At 40.7% G+C, this 15625-nt stretch carries 11 protein-coding genes; 9 read left to right on the top strand and 2 right to left on the bottom strand.

Going from position 1 to position 15625, the window contains the following annotated elements; genetic code table 11:
* Window positions 1-57: 57 nt before the first annotated feature.
* Together PGN18_RS05965 and PGN18_RS05960 are read left to right on the top strand one after the other, a co-directional pair.
* A complete protein-coding gene (locus tag PGN18_RS05965; protein ID WP_335318488.1) occupies window positions 58-249 on the top strand; it encodes a hypothetical protein in 192 nt (63 codons plus the stop codon).
* A gap of 47 nt (window positions 250-296) precedes the next feature.
* Window positions 297-1091, top strand: coding sequence for an SDR family NAD(P)-dependent oxidoreductase (locus PGN18_RS05960; RefSeq protein WP_335318487.1), 795 nt, complete (start codon window positions 297-299; stop codon window positions 1089-1091).
* 433 nt (window positions 1092-1524) lie between these two features.
* Here PGN18_RS05960 and PGN18_RS05955 read toward each other — a convergent pair whose 3' ends face one another.
* Complete coding sequence (locus PGN18_RS05955) at window positions 1525-2532, bottom strand: SDR family oxidoreductase (protein WP_335318486.1); 1008 nt, start codon at window positions 2530-2532, stop codon at window positions 1525-1527.
* A 134-nt stretch (window positions 2533-2666) separates the two neighbouring features.
* Here PGN18_RS05955 and treZ point away from each other — a divergent pair, with 134 nt between their 5' ends.
* From treZ to obgE, 4 genes are all read left to right on the top strand, one after another.
* Window positions 2667-4526, top strand: a complete 1860-nt coding sequence (gene treZ / locus PGN18_RS05950) for a malto-oligosyltrehalose trehalohydrolase (protein ID WP_335318485.1) — start codon at window positions 2667-2669, stop codon at window positions 4524-4526.
* Window positions 4519-8571 carry a malto-oligosyltrehalose synthase gene (gene treY, locus PGN18_RS05945; RefSeq protein WP_335318484.1) on the top strand — a complete coding sequence of 1351 codons (4053 nt, stop codon included), beginning with the start codon at window positions 4519-4521 and terminating at the stop codon, window positions 8569-8571. Before treZ ends, treY begins: the two co-directional genes overlap by 8 nt.
* Window positions 8572-8937: 366 nt before the next feature.
* Window positions 8938-9513: an adenylate kinase gene (locus PGN18_RS05940; protein WP_335318483.1), complete on the top strand. Its 576-nt coding sequence runs from the start codon at window positions 8938-8940 to the stop codon at window positions 9511-9513.
* A 188-nt stretch (window positions 9514-9701) separates the two neighbouring features.
* Window positions 9702-10697, top strand: coding sequence for a GTPase ObgE (gene obgE, locus PGN18_RS05935; RefSeq protein WP_335318482.1), 996 nt, complete (start codon window positions 9702-9704; stop codon window positions 10695-10697).
* Between the two features lie 142 nt (window positions 10698-10839).
* Here obgE and PGN18_RS05930 read toward each other — a convergent pair whose 3' ends face one another.
* On the bottom strand, window positions 10840-11205 hold the full coding sequence (locus tag PGN18_RS05930; protein WP_335318481.1) for a YtxH domain-containing protein: 366 nt from the start codon (window positions 11203-11205) through the stop codon (window positions 10840-10842).
* 187 nt (window positions 11206-11392) lie between these two features.
* On the opposite strand from PGN18_RS05930, the gene PGN18_RS05925 reads away from it, so the two are divergent.
* The 3 genes from PGN18_RS05925 (at window position 11393) to PGN18_RS05915 (ending at window position 15467) form a co-directional block, all read left to right on the top strand.
* Window positions 11393-11773: an OsmC family protein gene (locus tag PGN18_RS05925; protein WP_335318480.1), complete on the top strand. Its 381-nt coding sequence runs from the start codon at window positions 11393-11395 to the stop codon at window positions 11771-11773.
* Between the two features lie 88 nt (window positions 11774-11861).
* Window positions 11862-13115: a DUF2130 domain-containing protein gene (locus tag PGN18_RS05920; RefSeq protein ID WP_335318479.1), complete on the top strand. Its 1254-nt coding sequence runs from the start codon at window positions 11862-11864 to the stop codon at window positions 13113-13115.
* A gap of 207 nt (window positions 13116-13322) precedes the next feature.
* Window positions 13323-15467: a glycoside hydrolase family 97 protein gene (locus PGN18_RS05915; protein ID WP_335318478.1), complete on the top strand. Its 2145-nt coding sequence runs from the start codon at window positions 13323-13325 to the stop codon at window positions 15465-15467.
* Window positions 15468-15625 lie beyond the last annotated feature (158 nt).

The raw sequence follows: 15625 nt of genomic DNA, 5'->3' as shown, positions 1-15625 counted from the left end.
ACTATAGCGGCAAATTCTTCCGCCAGCTCATAGCAATTATAAAAAAACTTAAAAATTATGGAAAATAAAAAAACAGATTCCGAGACACAGAATGAGGATAAAGTGGGCGTTATTCCGGTCTCTCAGTTGGAGGGAAGCGATGCTGATACCGATCAGCAAGATGATGATGCAGCAGAAAAACTGGCTGAACAAACCAAAAAATCTGATTCGGACGCAGATGAGCAAACCACTGAAAGCCAAACTGACTAAACGGATTATTATTTACACTGGTTATCACTAACCCAAAAATACTTATTATGGATAACACAAAACATTTTGCCCTGATTACCGGGGCAAGTAGCGGCATCGGTTATGAACTGGCGAAGCTGTTTGCAAAAGATAGCTTTAATCTGATTATTGTTGGCAGGGAAGAGGCTAGCCTACAACGTACCGCAGTTGTACTTGAAGAACAAGGGGTTGAAGTCATCACAATTATTGCCGATCTTTTCGAACCAAATGCAGCTTTTAATCTTTATGAACAGATAAAAGCGAAAAATATACAGATCGATGTATTGGTTAACGATGCCGGGCAAGGCGTTTATGGTAAGTTTGTGGATACCGATCTTAATCAGGAGCTCGATATTATCCAGCTGAATATCGCTTCTTTGGTCACCCTAACCAAACTGTATGTACGCGAAATGGTTGCGCGTGGAAGCGGCAAAATCTTAAATGTTGCCTCAATTGCAGGGAAAGTACCTGGACCTTACCAGGCCGTTTACCATGGAACCAAGGCATTTGTCCATTCTTTTAATGAGGCTGTCCGCGCTGAGATTAAGGATACAGCAGTAACCATCACTTCTTTATTACCTGGGCCTACAGACACCGACTTTTTTAGAAAAGCAGATATGCTGGATTCTAAAGCGGTACAGGAAGGAGAACTTGCTGATCCTGCAGATGTGGCGAAAGATGGTTATGAAGCCATGATCGCCGGGAAGGATATGGTCATATCTGGGTTTAAAAACAAATTACAGGTAGCTGTGGGAAATATAACGCCTGATAGTATGCTGGCAGAACAGACGGGTAAACAACAGGAGCCAGTGGATAAATCGTAATATTATCCTATTATTAAATTTGGCAGTGTCGTCATGCTCAGCTAGACTGGGCATCTTAATGATTCGGTAGGGACTTACTTATTTGCCTTTCTATCGCTTAAGATTAGCTTCGCTGAGCACTTTGTGGTTCCCGTTTTCACGGGAATGACGACCTTTCCTCTCAAAATATTACTTTGCCAAAATCTCCAAAATCATTTCTGATACCGCCTCCTCTACCCGCCTTTATGGGCAGGCACGACGCTGCCATTGACAAAATCCACCAGCGCGATCGTCATTGCAAGGAGGAACGACAAAGCCCGCCGGCAACAAGTTGGCAATCTCTCATGTCGGCAGTCTTTTGCCAGAAAGATTGCTTTCCCAAAAGTTGGGACAGGCTTCGTCGGCTGAAAAAGCCTTCTTGCAATGACGATTCCTAACTACCTGTCAGCTACCCTTAAGGTTGCCCATTTCCGCCGGCGGCGCCATAAATCTGCCCGGTAGAAAAACTGGCGTCATTTGCAGCAAGCTGAACATAAATCGAGGCCAGCTCAGCAGGCTGTCCGGGTCTGCCTAATGCCGTATCTTTACCAAATTCTTTAAGTTTCTCGGGTGTTGATCCACCTCCCATTTGTAAAGGTGTCCATATTGGCCCCGGCGCAACGCCATTTACCCGGATGCCTTTAGGGCCAAGTTGTTTAGCTAGAGATTTTACAAAATTTGTGGTAGCGGCTTTGGTCTGTGCATAATCATAAAGATCGGGTGATGGATCGGTTGCCTGTACCGAGGTGGTTCCAATAATGGACGAGCCTGGTTTTAAATGTGGTAAGGCTGCTTTAATAATCCAGAAGGGAGCATATATATTTGTTTTTATCGTCCAGTCAAATTGCTCGCTGGTTAAATCAGCAAGCGAAGGCGTGCTTTGTTGTCTTGCGGCATTACTAATCAGGATGTCAAGTCCGCCTAGCTGACTTACAGCGGTATCAACCAGCTTTTTACAAAAAGCCTCATCTCTGATGTCGCCAGGAATGGCAACGGCTTTACGACCCGCTTTTTTGATCAGCTCAACTACTTCTCTAGCGTCGGGCTCCTCTTGTGGTAGATAATTGATGGCCACATCTGCACCTTCTCTGGCATAGGCAATAGCTGCAGCTCTTCCCATACCAGAATCGCCACCCGTGATCAGTGCTTTTCTCCCCATCAATCTTCCTGAACCTTTATAACTGGTTTCACCATGATCAGGCTTCGGCACCATTTTACTGGCTAATGCCGGCCATGGTTGATTTTGATGATTAAAGGGTGGTCGCGGATACTTGGTTGTAGGATCTTCGAGCGCTGCAAGTGGCGAGTAATAGGTTTGATCTACTGTGGCTGCAGTTAGTGTTGGTGCGATGGCCATGCTGGCCAGTCCGATCCCGAGACCCCCAAGCGCCTCGCGTCGTGTAAGATTTTTTTTCCCGTTCATAAAAATGTTTTTAATAGGTATAGATATAACCAGATAAAATTTTAGAAGGTTTGGCTTTTTTGAACATTAATAAACGAGCCAGCCATTTCTAAAACTTTTGAGACATTTTTCTTGTTTTTTGCTAAAGTGCTTCAATGGAAATAGATATACGCAAGAGAAAAATAGGATTAAATTTTAATGAAAACGGGGATGCAGAAATTCGGCTTTGGGCGCCATTGGCAGCACAGGTCTCTATTTTAATAGAAGCACGCGAATTGACGTTACAGTTAGTTGATGAAGGCTATGGTTATTGGTATTTGCGAACAGACCAGGTCAGAAAGCATGATCAGTATCGCTTTAAAATCACGCCTTTAGCTGGGGGAGAAATCCTGAAACGCGCAGATCCCGCTTCTTTATTTCAGGAAGAAGGACCAATAGGACCATCTACTGCATTTGATGTAAATGCTTTTGGGTGGACGGATGCCGATTGGAAGGGTTTAGCCTTAAAAGATCTGATCATATATGAGCTCCATACCGGGACCTTTACGTCAGTTGGAGATTTTGCCGCTATCGAAACCAAACTTGATTATCTGGTTGAACTTGGCATTACGGCTATCGAAATTATGCCCGTAGCACAATTTTCAGGCAATAGAAACTGGGGATATGATGGTGTATTTCCCTTTGCGGTACAAAATACTTATGGTGGACCATCATCCTTGCAGCGCCTGGTTAATGCCTGCCATGCTAAAGGTTTGGCCGTTATTTTAGATGTTGTTTACAACCACGTAGGGCCTGAAGGCAATTATTTCTCAGATTTTGGAGAATATTTTACGGATAAATATAACACGCCATGGGGCAAAGCCATCAATTTTGACGATGCAAACTGCGATGCCGTACGCAATTTCTTTATTGAAAATGCCTTGATGTGGTTCAGGGATTTTCATATCGATGCCCTTAGGCTGGATGCCGTACACGCCATTAAAGATCTGAGCCCTGTCCATATTTTATCGGAGATTAAAACACATACCGATAAACTATCTGAGGTTAGCGGCAGACCTTACCAGTTAATTGTTGAACTTGATTTAAATGATGAACGTTATATCCGGTCTCAAAGTGACTATGGCTATGGTATGGATGCCCAATGGGTAGATGAATTTCACCACGCCCTTCGGGTTTGTACAGGGCAAGCGAAAGAGGGCTATTATTCAGATTTTAGCGGGGTAGCCGATCTGGCTAAATCCTACCAGGATGCTTATGTGTATACCGGCCAGTATTCTCCACATCGGCAAAGAAATTTTGGAATGCCTTTACAGCAAGTTTCAGGTGCTAAATTTATTGTTTTTTCACAAAATCACGATCAGGTGGGTAACCGTATGCTTGGCGAAAGAAGCAGTAGCCTGGTTAGTTTTGAATTATTGAAAGTAATGGCAGGAGCAGTTTTTTGCAGTCCGTTTTTACCCTTGATATTTATGGGTGAAGAATGGGCTGAAACCAATCCTTTCCAGTTTTTTGTAAGTCATATTGATGAAGAACTGATTGAAGCGGTAAGAAAAGGAAGAAAGGCAGAGTTTGCCGCTTTCCATACTCATGGCGAAACACCTGACCCCCAGGCCGTGTCTACTTTTGAACGTTCCAGGCTCGATTGGGGAAAAACAGGAGAACAGCGCCACCAGATCATGCTCAATTATTATAAAACCTTAATTGCACTGCGGAAACAAAATCCTGTGCTTGCCAACCTGGATCGGAAAAATGCACGCGCAGAGGCTTTCCCTGAAAAAAACTGTCTCATATTAAAACGATGGAAAGACAGCAAAGAAATTTTGGCGATGTTCAATTTTTCAAACCAGATACGAACCTTACCCATTGATCCTGCATTTCAACAGGCATCGGTGTTATTAGATTCTACCTTAATACAGTGGAACGGCCCAAATCAAGAATCAAATCATCATGTGGCTAAGGGCCAACTTAATTTATTTCCCGAATCCATTCTTATTCTTTACAAAGCAGATGCATAAACCAACTTCTACCTACCGGATCCAGTTTCATAAAGACTTTAACTTTAAATCGCTCGATCAAATTATTCCCTATTTAAAAGAACTGGGGATCGGGACTTTATACGCTTCGCCAATTTTTGAGGCCATGCCGGGAAGTACACACGGCTATGACGTGGTGAATCCCCTGAAGATAAATCCAGAGATTGGTACAGAGGCCGAATTGATCAATATTTCAGAAAAGTTAAAGGCTGCAGGCATCAGCTGGCTTCAGGATATCGTGCCTAACCATATGGCTTTCCATCCGGATAATGCCTGGTTAATGGATGTGCTGCAAAAAGGAAAAGCCTCAGATTTTGCAAATTTTTTTGATATTGATCTGCAAAAAGGGGATGGCCGTTTGATGGTCCCTTTTTTAGGCGAAGACCTTGAAGAAGCAATTGCATCTCAAAAAATAAAGTTAGTGGCCGTTAAAGATCAATACTACCTTAATTACGGCGAATCAAACTGGCCGGTTAATGCAGAAACGGCAACGATGCTTTCGAAACGAAATCTGGATGACATAAATAGCGATGCCGAAGCTTTAACCCAGCTTGTTCAAAACCAGCATTACCGCTTATGTAATTGGCAAGAAACCAACTATAACATTAACTATCGCAGGTTTTTTACCGTTAATGCATTGATCTGCCTGAATATGCAACATCAGGAAGCCTTCGATCGCTATCACCGTTATATTTTCGAATTGATAGATAAAGGTATTTTCCAGGGCTTGAGGATTGATCATGTTGATGGACTTTACAATCCTGAAGAATATGTGCAACGACTCAGGAAAGTGGTAGGTAAAGACATTTACATCGTAGTTGAAAAAATTCTAGAACAAGGGGAAGTGTTACCGCAAACGTGGAAAGTACAGGGAACAACCGGTTACGATTTTTTGGCAACGGTAAACAACCTTTTAACCAATAAAGCGGCAGAAAAGCCTTTTAACAAACTTTATCAGGAGGTAACTGGCAAAAAGCTGGATCCGGCTAAGCTGATTTACGAGAAAAAAAGTAATATCCTGTTTAAGCACATGCAGGGCGAACTGGATAATTTATTCGAAAATTTTCTTGCACTTAAATTGGATGATTTTTCAACCATAAATCAGGCCGATCTTAGAATGGCGTTTGCAGAAATGCTGATTGCCATGCCCGTATACCGATATTATAATTATCGCTTTCCCTTGGCGGAAGAAGAAGCAACTCATGTTCAAAATCTGATTAAACCCATTCTTCAACACAAAAAGCTAGCTAAAGCAGGAGAACTATTGATCAAAATATTTTTGGAACTTCCAAAAAAGAAAAATGTAGACTTCAACAAAAAGTTAAGTCATTTTTTTCAACGCTGTATGCAGTTTACCGGACCACTCATGGCCAAAGGGGTTGAAGACACCGCCATGTTTACCTATAACCGCTTTATAGGCCATGCAGAAGTGGGCGACGCACCCGATGCTTTTGGAATGACGATGGTTGAGTTTCATGATGAAATGCATAACCGACAGCATGACTGGCCATTTAGCATGAATGGAAGTTCTACTCACGACACCAAAAAAGGGGAGGATGTGAGGGCAAGATTAAATGTTCTAACCGATCTAACCGATGAGTGGACCCTACTTGTTCAACAGCTAAAAAAGACTTTTACTGCCCTGCAAGAAAAAAATACAGCTTTTAAGCGATTACATGATAATGATATTTATCTAGTCCTGCAGACCATTATTGGTGCTTTGCCCTTTCATGAAGATGATGATGCTGAAATCGAAAACCGTTTGGCCGAATTTATTATAAAAGCACTAAGGGAATCGAAAAAGCGGTCAGATTGGGCAAATCCAGATGAAGATTACGAGAACAAACTTACAGAATTTTCGCAGCTTATCTTAACTGAGCCCCAGGAGAGCAATCGTTTAATCAAAAATTTTTTAAAGAGAATTGCTGATTTTGCGGTCATCAATAGCTTAACTCAGCTTACCCTTAAATTTACCTGCCCGGGTATCCCTGACATTTACCAGGGAACGGAATTATGGGATTTAAGTCTGGTCGATCCCGATAACAGAAGACCTGTAGATTTTGACAACAGGACTAATCTGTTGGCTTCATTTGATGATCCTGTAGATTTTAAAAAACTGTTAAAAGAAAGATCTTCAGGAAAGATAAAAATGTGGTTAACCCAAACTTTGCTAGCGATCAGGAAATCAGAGGCAGAAGTTTTTGAGCGTGGGGCCTACCTCCCTTTGCAGGTTCAAGGTAAGTACAGCCAGCATATTTGTGCTTTCGCCCGACAATATGAACAGCAATGGTTAATCACTGTGGTTCCTTTGGGTTTTGCAAAATGCTGTAAAAATCAAAATGTAACAGCGGATAATTTCGACTGGGAAGATACCGAAGTGTTGTTGCCAAATGATGCACCATTGAGTTGGCAAAACCTGCTAACAGCGAAAAAAGAGTATAAAGATCCGTTGCATAAAGGTGTTCAGATCAGTCAATTGTTTCACCAGGTTCCATTGGCGGTAATTAAGTTAACCTCAGGAGATAATCAGCGTGCTGCAGGGGTGCTCATGCACATCACCGCTTTGCCATCCCGTTTTGGTATGGGCGATTTAGGCCCTGGAGCATACCAATTTGTAGATTTTCTGGCCGAATCACGACAACGCTACTGGCAGGTTTTACCACTTAACCCAACCAAGAAAGAAACTGGCTATTCACCTTATTCCAGTAGTTCTTCAATGGCCGGTAATACAATGCTCATCAGTCCTGAAAGCCTGGTTGAACAAACGCTTTTAAGTGAAAGTGATCTGAATGCTGTTATGCTGCCAGAAACCGGGCCGATAGATTTTGAGAAAACTGAAAAAATGAAACGGCAGGTGTTACATCAGGCTTATCAGCTGTTTAAAGTTAGCGGAGATGAACAACTGATAAACGAATTTAACCTGTTTTGCAAAGGCGAACAAAGTTGGTTGGCCGACTTTTCTGTTTACACCTGCATAAAGCAACATTTTAAAGGTAAAGAGTGGTTTAACTGGTCAGAAAAATATAAATTAAAAGATCCACAAACCATCGCTGACTTTGAAAAAAACAATCAGGCAGAAATAGAAGAAATAAAATGGAACCAGTTTATTTTCTATCGTCAGTGGTACCGTTTAAAAGAATACGCAAATGCGAAAGGCATAGGCCTGATTGGCGATCTTCCATTTTACCTTGATTATGATGCTGTTGAGGTATGGTCGCATCGGGAAAATTTTCTACTGGACGAAAGTGGAAATATGACCGTGGTGGCTGGCGTTCCTCCCGATTATTTTAATGAAAAGGGACAGCTTTGGGGCATGCCGATATACAACTGGGAAAAAATGAAAAAGGATGGTTTTACATGGTGGGGAGACCGCCTGAAGAAAAATCAACAGTTGTTTAATCTTCTTCGCTTAGATCATTTTATCGCCTTTTCCACTTACTGGCAGGTTGCCGCAGGTAGTAAAGATGCAATTGATGGTACATGGAAGCCAGGAGTAGGTGCCAATTTTTTTAAAACAATAGAAAAGAACTTGGGCAAACTTCCTTTTATTGCTGAAGATTTAGGCGAAATTTCAGAAGATGTAGAACATTTGAGAGCGCAATTCCAATTGCCAGGTATGAAGGTACTACAGTTTGCATTTGGCGAAGATTTAGCCGGATCAGTGCATATTCCGCATCAGTTTGACTCCGCAAATTGCATTGCTTATACCGGAACGCATGATAACAATACCACTTTAGGCTGGTTTAAAAATGAAGCAGATCCAACCGTTAAAGAGCGGCTTTCCAGGTATGTAGGTACAGCGATAAATGAAAAAAATATCAATAACATCCTGATCAAACTGTGTTATGCTTCCATTGCCAAAATCGCCATCATCCCTATGCAGGATATTCTAAAATTGGATGAAAAGGCCCGGATGAACATACCGGGGAAAGCAACCGGAAACTGGACCTGGAGAGCAGATAAAAATTTTATAACAGATGAAACGCTTAATTGGTTGAAAGGCGAAACCGAACTGTATGGACGTTAACATCCAGTAAAATCAGGTGCATATCCATTTCACTTAGTACAGCATAAGATCAAAAGTCCTGCAAATACTATAAAACTACTTAAAATGTAAAAAGAATCTTTCGGCAATATGACCTGTTATTTGAAGAAAATTTTGCTAAATATAAAAATCGCACAAGATTCTTCTTAGAAGAAGATAAATGTCATTAAAATAGCCATTTTTTAAATATATTATCAATTTTAAATGCCATCTAAATTAATAATTATATATTTGCAGCCTTGAAAGTAAGTAATGTCTACTCCTCTTAATCAGAGATTTAAACATAACTTGTAACCGAGCCATAGGAATAAGGCTTTTTAATTTTTGAAGACAACCTAAACAACCTGAATGCTTAATTTAGTTCTCTTTGGCCCTCCAGGGGCGGGTAAAGGCACCCAATCTGAAAAGCTGATTGCAAAATATCAGTTGGTACACGTTTCAACAGGCGATCTTTTTAGAGCACATGTTAAAGGAGAAACCGAACTGGGAAAAAAAGTGAGTCGATTATTGGCTGACGGGGAATTGGTTCCTGATGCCATTACCATTGCCATGCTTGAAGAAGAAGTAGATAAAAATCCTGATGCTAAAGGATTTGTATTTGATGGATTCCCACGTACTGTTCCGCAAGCAAAAGAGCTTGATTTATTTTTAGAGCGTAAAGGCAGTAAAATTGCCGGCGTTATTGCTTTAGATGTTGACCAGGAAGAACTTACCAAACGTATTGCTGAACGCCACAAAATTAGCGGCCGTCCGGATGATGATGCTGAAAAACTGAAAAAACGGATTGCAGAATATTTTGATAAAACCATTCATGTATTGCCTTATTACGAAGCACAGGGAAAGTTGAATAAAGTAAACGGAATTGGTGAAATTGAAACCATTTATAATGATCTTTGCGCGGTAATTGATCAATATAAGGTTTAATTCATTAATTAAATATTAGGTGTAAATACCAATTATCAGGTATCATGAAAATGCATTAGGGTTAATTTTAACACCTGATATCATTTCAAAACATACAAGGAGTTATAATGTTAAAAACGTTATAACTCTTTAATTTTAAAGGAATTGTTGCTTCAACTTTCCATTATTAAACATTACAATAATAAAATATGTCGCAGGGTTCGAATTTCGTAGATTATGTAAAAATTTGTTGCCGTTCCGGTAAAGGCGGTGCAGGTTCGGCACATTTACATCGTGATATTTTAACGTCAATGGGTGGTCCCGATGGTGGTGATGGCGGTCGCGGCGGCCACATTATCGTCAAAGGCAGTATCCATATCTGGACATTATTACACCTTAAATACCGCAAGCACATTATTGCTGAAGATGGAGGAGCGGGTGGTAGTTCCCATAAATCTGGTAAACAAGGCAAGGATGAAATATTAGAAGTTCCGCTGGGTACCATTGCCAAAGATGCTGAAACCGGAGAAATCCTTTTCGAAATTACCAAGGATGGCGAAACCAAGATTTTGACTCCTGGCGGTCGTGGAGGTTTGGGTAATGCCCATTTTAAAAATGCGGTTCAGCAAACGCCTCGCTTTGCGCAACCGGGCGAGCAGGGGCAAGAGGTTTGGAACATTTTAGAATTAAAAGTTTTAGCCGATGTGGGCCTTGTCGGTTTTCCGAATGCAGGAAAATCTACTTTACTTTCTGTCGTTTCTGCGGCTAAACCAGAAATTGCCGATTATCCTTTTACTACCATTGTTCCTAATTTGGGTATTGTAAGTTACAGGGGCGGAAAATCTTTTGTGATGGCTGATATTCCTGGTATTATAGAAGGTGCATCAAAAGGCAAAGGTTTAGGATACCGTTTCTTGCGTCATATCGAGCGTAACTCAGTATTATTGTTCATGGTTCCAGCTGATACAAGTCGCTCAATTAAAGAAGAATATGCCATTCTTAAAAGCGAGCTGGAATCCTACAATCCAGAATTAATGCAAAAACCCCACGTTTTAGCCATTACCAAATCAGATATGTTGGATGAAGAACTGATGGAAGAAATGAAGCAGGATCTGCCAAATATTCCTTCTATATTTATCTCGTCAGTAGCTGAAAAAAATATTTTAGAACTGAAAGATATGCTTTGGAAAGCAATTGAAGGGTAAAGTGGTTCATTCCATTCAGTGGTCATTTGTTTATTAGTTTGTACTTGCCAGCAATTAGCCAACAAACTAACGGTCAATTTACAGATTAAAAGGTTCTTGGCATGTGTTTGTTAATCCATACCAAAAACCTAATTTTACTTATTTAACCCTGTCCTTCCTGAACCTGTCCATTTTCATGTGCATGTTCCAGAATTTCTTTCACATCCGATTTGCGTTTTTTAGCAATTGTGTGCTTAAAATGAGGTACCTCATGTTCAACAATATCTTCTTCAATTGCTTCAACACCAAAAACTTTTTCTTTTAGTAAGTTATATTTGTCTTGAAAACCATAACGAAGGTTTTTAGCACCGCCCGCAATTTTTCCACGCGTGCCTGCGCCACTATCAGGGGCAAATAAAATACTAATTACTGCTCCAGCCGCTAAACCAGCTACTAAGGCCAGGGCTATTTTTGCACTGTTATCTGATTCGTGCTTTAAATATTTTCCGATTAACTTTCTGTATTTCATAAGGTAGTGTTTTTAAAAAGGAACAATTGGCATGTTATAATGTTTGAGTTTTTTTGATTTTGAAAGTAATTGCAGTCGCTTATTTTGAAAAAGGATTTTCAGTTTAAGCCGTTCATAAAAAAAAGACCAGACAATTACATATGTTTAAAGTTAAAGACCAATATTTGGATTACTAAAACGAATTACGATGGTAAAAGCAACGATAAATAGAGAACACTATGCCTGTTCGGTCACTAATGGCTCGCATGATATTATAGTAGATGAACCGCTGGAATTGGGGGGTACACACAAAGGTTTTGCCCCGAAAGGATTATTAATGGCTTCTTTGGCCTCTTGCGTAGCCATAACCTTAAGGATGTATGCAGATAGAAAAGAATGGTCAATTGATAAAATTGAAGTAGAAGTAAACATTGATACTGAAAACGGCGAGACGATATTTTTAGAAGAAATTACCTGTACGGGTATACTTAGCGAAGAACAGAAACTTAGGCTGGAGGAAATTGCAATAAAATGCCCGGTAAGTAAACTGCTAGCGGCTGGTCATGAAATCAGATCGAAAGTGCTTTAGGTAATGGTGCAAAACTCATCCATGCAATCATAAAAAGCTTTAATTATCTTTGCAATCCCCAGTTTTTGCTGCGTTAAAAAAATAATTTATGCCTACTGAAATAAAATGCCCTAATTGTGCCCATGTTTTTCCGATGGAAGAAGCCATGGCCGAAGATTATAAGAAAGAGTTACGTGAGAAAGCGGCTGCTTATGCCAGGCAGAAAGATGAAGAATATCACCGTAAACTGCAGGTTTTTGAGTCAGAAAAACAGCAGCAGTTAAAAGCGTTTGAAGCTAAACTTGCCGAAGAAAAAAACAAGCTTAAAGATAACCTGGAGGAAAACCTCCGTAAAAGTATCTCGGCCGATTTTGAAAACAAGCTGCAGATATTGGAGGGTAATGCAAAAGATAATGCCGAAAAGCTAAAGTTGGCACGCGAAAAAGAACTCGATTTTTTACGACGTGAGGAAAGCCTGAAGGTGAAAGAAGAAGAAATGGAACTCGCTTTTCAACGTAAAATGCAGGAACAGCGTAATGAACTGGTAGAACAGATTCGTAAACAGGAGGCAGAAAAAAATAGCATTAAAGATACAGAGCATCAATTGCGCTTAAAGGAGCTGGAAAAACAGCTTGATGATCAGAAAAAATTGGCCGAAGAGATGAAACGTAAAGCCGAGCAGGGGAGTATGCAATTGCAGGGTGAGGTGCAGGAATTGATTTTGGAAGAACTGCTGCGTACCAATTACCCTTTCGATTTAATTGAAGAAGTAGGTAAGGGGGTGCGTGGGGCAGATTGTATACAGGTGGTGCGTAACCAGTTCGGACAGGAATGCGGTAAAATAATTTACGAAAGCAAACGGACTAAAGATTTTGGTGGTGACTGGATTGAGAAATTGAAGAAAGATATGCGAAGCATGGGCATTGATGTAGCCGTAATTGTGAGTCAGTGTTACCCAAAGGGAATGGATTGTTTTGGGCAGCGTGATGGGGTTTGGATCTGTTCTTTCGAAGAAGTTAATGCGGTAGCTTATGTATTGCGCGAAGGTATTTTGCGTTTGGCCGGAGCAATAAAGTCGCAGGAAAACCGTGGTGAAAAAATGCATATGTTATATGATTATTTAATGGGTGCAGAGTTTTCTGAACAATGGAAAGCCATTAGGGAAGGTTTTATGAGCATGAAACTTTCGATACAGCGCGAGCGTGATGCAATGGAACGTTTATGGAAAGCCCGTGAAAAACAATTGGAGAAAGTACTTTTAAACGCGACTCATATCCGTGGCTCAATAGAAGGAATTGCCGGTAGTGATAGTGTGCAGCTGAGTTTAACCGATGATGACGACGACACGTTGCTTTTGGAGTAATACGAATAATTTAGACATTGCAGATTTTTAGAAAATGGTTCGTGGCGACACGAACCATGGCGTAGGAATAAAAAATATAAATCTCATATACTCGCTGCGGTTAGTTTCGCCACGAAACGGAACATTGCAGACATTTCCATATTAGGTAAACCAAAACCTGCACGCGCTAATATGATAAATTAGTAATAATAATAATTAAAAGACAACATGAATAAAAAAACTGACCAATTATTTACCGGCTCTATAATCCTTATGCTAATATGCAATCTGCTATTTTTTGGGAATGCTTTCGGGAACGTTCCCGAAAAAGATTTGAAGTCTCCGGATGGCAATATGGTAGCCCGTTTCGCTCTGGCCGATGGGGGAATACCTACCTACAGCTTAAAGTACAAAGGAAAAGAGGTAATCAAAACGAGTAAGTTAGGTTTGGAACTTAAAGAGGGTAAATCTTTAATAGATGGTTTCTCCATCACTGATACAAAAACCAGCACTTTTAACGAAAGCTGGAAACCGGTTTGGGGCGAAGTGAAAGAAATTCTAAACCATTACAACGAACTAGCGGTAACTTTAACGCAAAAAGAAACAAACCGTTATATTATTATCCGCTTGCGTTTGTTTAATGATGGCCTGGGTTTCAGATATGAATTTCCCGAGCAGAAAAATCTGGATTATTTTGTAATCAGAGAGGAGAAAACGCAATTTGCCCTGGCTGGTGATCATAAAGCTTTTTGGCTTCCCGGAGATTATGATACACAGGAGTACAGCACCGTGACTTCAAATTTGTCGGAAGTTCGTGGTAAAATGAAAGCTGCTGTAACACCAAATGCCTCTCAGACTACTTTTTCGCCAACGGGCTTACAAACGCCTTTGATGATGAAGAGCAAAGATGGCTTGTATATCAACATACATGAAGCAGCGTTGGTCAACTATTCTTTGATGTCATTAAATCTGGATGATCAGCATATGATTTTGGAATCATGGTTAACACCAGATGCAGTAGGCGATAAGGGATATATGCAGGCACCCTGTTTGTCTCCCTGGCGTACCATTATAGTGAGCGATAAAGCTGGTGATATCTTAACTTCGAAGCTTACCTACAACCTTAACGAACCCACAAAATTCAAAGATGTATCGTGGATAAAGCCAACCAAATATGTTGGGGTTTGGTGGGAAATGATCACTGGAAAAAGTACCTGGGCCTACAATGATTTAACCAGTGTGCAGTTGGGTGTAACCGATTACTCGAAAACAAAACCCAATGGAAAACATGCCGCAAATACTGCGCACGTTAAAGAATATATCGATTTCGCTGCGAAAAATGGTTTAGATGCTGTTTTAGTTGAGGGCTGGAACGAAGGTTGGGAAGATTGGTTTGGTAAAACAAAAGATGATGTATTTGATTTTGTTACTCCCTACCCCGATTTTGATGTTAAAGAGCTACACGGTTATGCGGCAAGTAAAGGCGTAAAAATGATTATGCACCACGAAACTTCTTCATCGGTTCGTAATTATGAACGTCATTTAGATACGGCTTATAAATTTATGAAAGCCAATGGTTACGATGCGGTTAAAAGTGGTTATGTAGGTAATATCATTCCAAGGGGAGAACACCATTACGGTCAGTGGTTAAATAATCATTACTTGTATGCCATTCAAAAAGCGGCCGAGTATAAAATTATGGTGAATGCACACGAAGCGGTCCGCCCGACAGGTTTAGCGCGGACTTACCCAAATTTAATCGGAAACGAATCGGCCAGGGGAACCGAATATGAGGCATTTGGCGGGAATAATGCCGATCATACCACCATTTTGCCTTTTACCCGTTTAATCGGCGGTCCGATGGATTATACCCCCGGTATATTTGAAACCAGGGTAAGTGCGTATAATCCTGCAAATACTTCTTTTGTACACAGTACTTTGGCGCGTCAACTGGCGCTTTATGTAACCATGTATAGCCCTTTGCAAATGGCTGCCGATTTACCAGAAACGTATAACAAGTATATGGATGCTTTCCAGTTTATTAAAGATGTAGCGGTAGATTGGGACGATACCAAAGTATTAGAAGCTGAACCTGGTGATTATATCACTTTTGCACGTAAGGCAAAAGGTAAAAATAATTGGTTTGTAGGCCGTACCAATGATGAGGAAGCCCGCATTTCAAAAATCGACTTCAGCTTTTTAGATCCGGGTAAAAAATATACGGCAACCATTTATGCTGACGCAAAGGATGCCCATTATGAAACCAATCCAAAAGCCTATACCATCCGCAAAATGGAAGTAACCAATAAAACGAAGTTGACACAGTATTGCGCCCCGGGCGGTGGATATGCAGTTAGTATCATAGCTAAATAATTTGAATTAGTGGTGTCAATTGTAAGCGTGGTGTCGGTTGTGGCCAACTGACACGATTTTCTTCTGGTCGTAGCGCTTTTCTGGTCGTGGCGTCTCACTACGACTTTTTTAACTGCTGTTTTTTTGCCACGGATAAGCACAGATAAATACGGATTCAA

Source organism: Pedobacter terrae, from assembly GCF_036946585.1.
GTDB lineage: Bacteria > Bacteroidota > Bacteroidia > Sphingobacteriales > Sphingobacteriaceae > Pedobacter > Pedobacter terrae_C.
The sequence above is the reverse complement of the archived record's forward strand: the minus strand, read 5'-3'. Positions and strand labels throughout refer to the sequence as shown.

What these genes read in the sequence shown, in the direction of transcription:
- PGN18_RS05965 (WP_335318488.1), top strand. Translation starts at nt 58, where the DNA reads ATGGAAAATAAAAAAACAGATTCCGAGACACAGAATGAGGATAAAGTG.
- PGN18_RS05960 (WP_335318487.1), top strand. Translation starts at nt 297, where the DNA reads ATGGATAACACAAAACATTTTGCCCTGATTACCGGGGCAAGTAGCGGC.
- PGN18_RS05955 (WP_335318486.1), bottom strand. Translation starts at nt 2,532, where the DNA reads ATGAACGGGAAAAAAAATCTTACACGACGCGAGGCGCTTGGGGGTCTC.
- treZ (WP_335318485.1), top strand. Translation starts at nt 2,667, where the DNA reads ATGGAAATAGATATACGCAAGAGAAAAATAGGATTAAATTTTAATGAA.
- treY (WP_335318484.1), top strand. Translation starts at nt 4,519, where the DNA reads ATGCATAAACCAACTTCTACCTACCGGATCCAGTTTCATAAAGACTTT.
- PGN18_RS05940 (WP_335318483.1), top strand. Translation starts at nt 8,938, where the DNA reads ATGCTTAATTTAGTTCTCTTTGGCCCTCCAGGGGCGGGTAAAGGCACC.
- obgE (WP_335318482.1), top strand. Translation starts at nt 9,702, where the DNA reads ATGTCGCAGGGTTCGAATTTCGTAGATTATGTAAAAATTTGTTGCCGT.
- PGN18_RS05930 (WP_335318481.1), bottom strand. Translation starts at nt 11,205, where the DNA reads ATGAAATACAGAAAGTTAATCGGAAAATATTTAAAGCACGAATCAGAT.
- PGN18_RS05925 (WP_335318480.1), top strand. Translation starts at nt 11,393, where the DNA reads ATGGTAAAAGCAACGATAAATAGAGAACACTATGCCTGTTCGGTCACT.
- PGN18_RS05920 (WP_335318479.1), top strand. Translation starts at nt 11,862, where the DNA reads ATGCCTACTGAAATAAAATGCCCTAATTGTGCCCATGTTTTTCCGATG.
- PGN18_RS05915 (WP_335318478.1), top strand. Translation starts at nt 13,323, where the DNA reads ATGAATAAAAAAACTGACCAATTATTTACCGGCTCTATAATCCTTATG.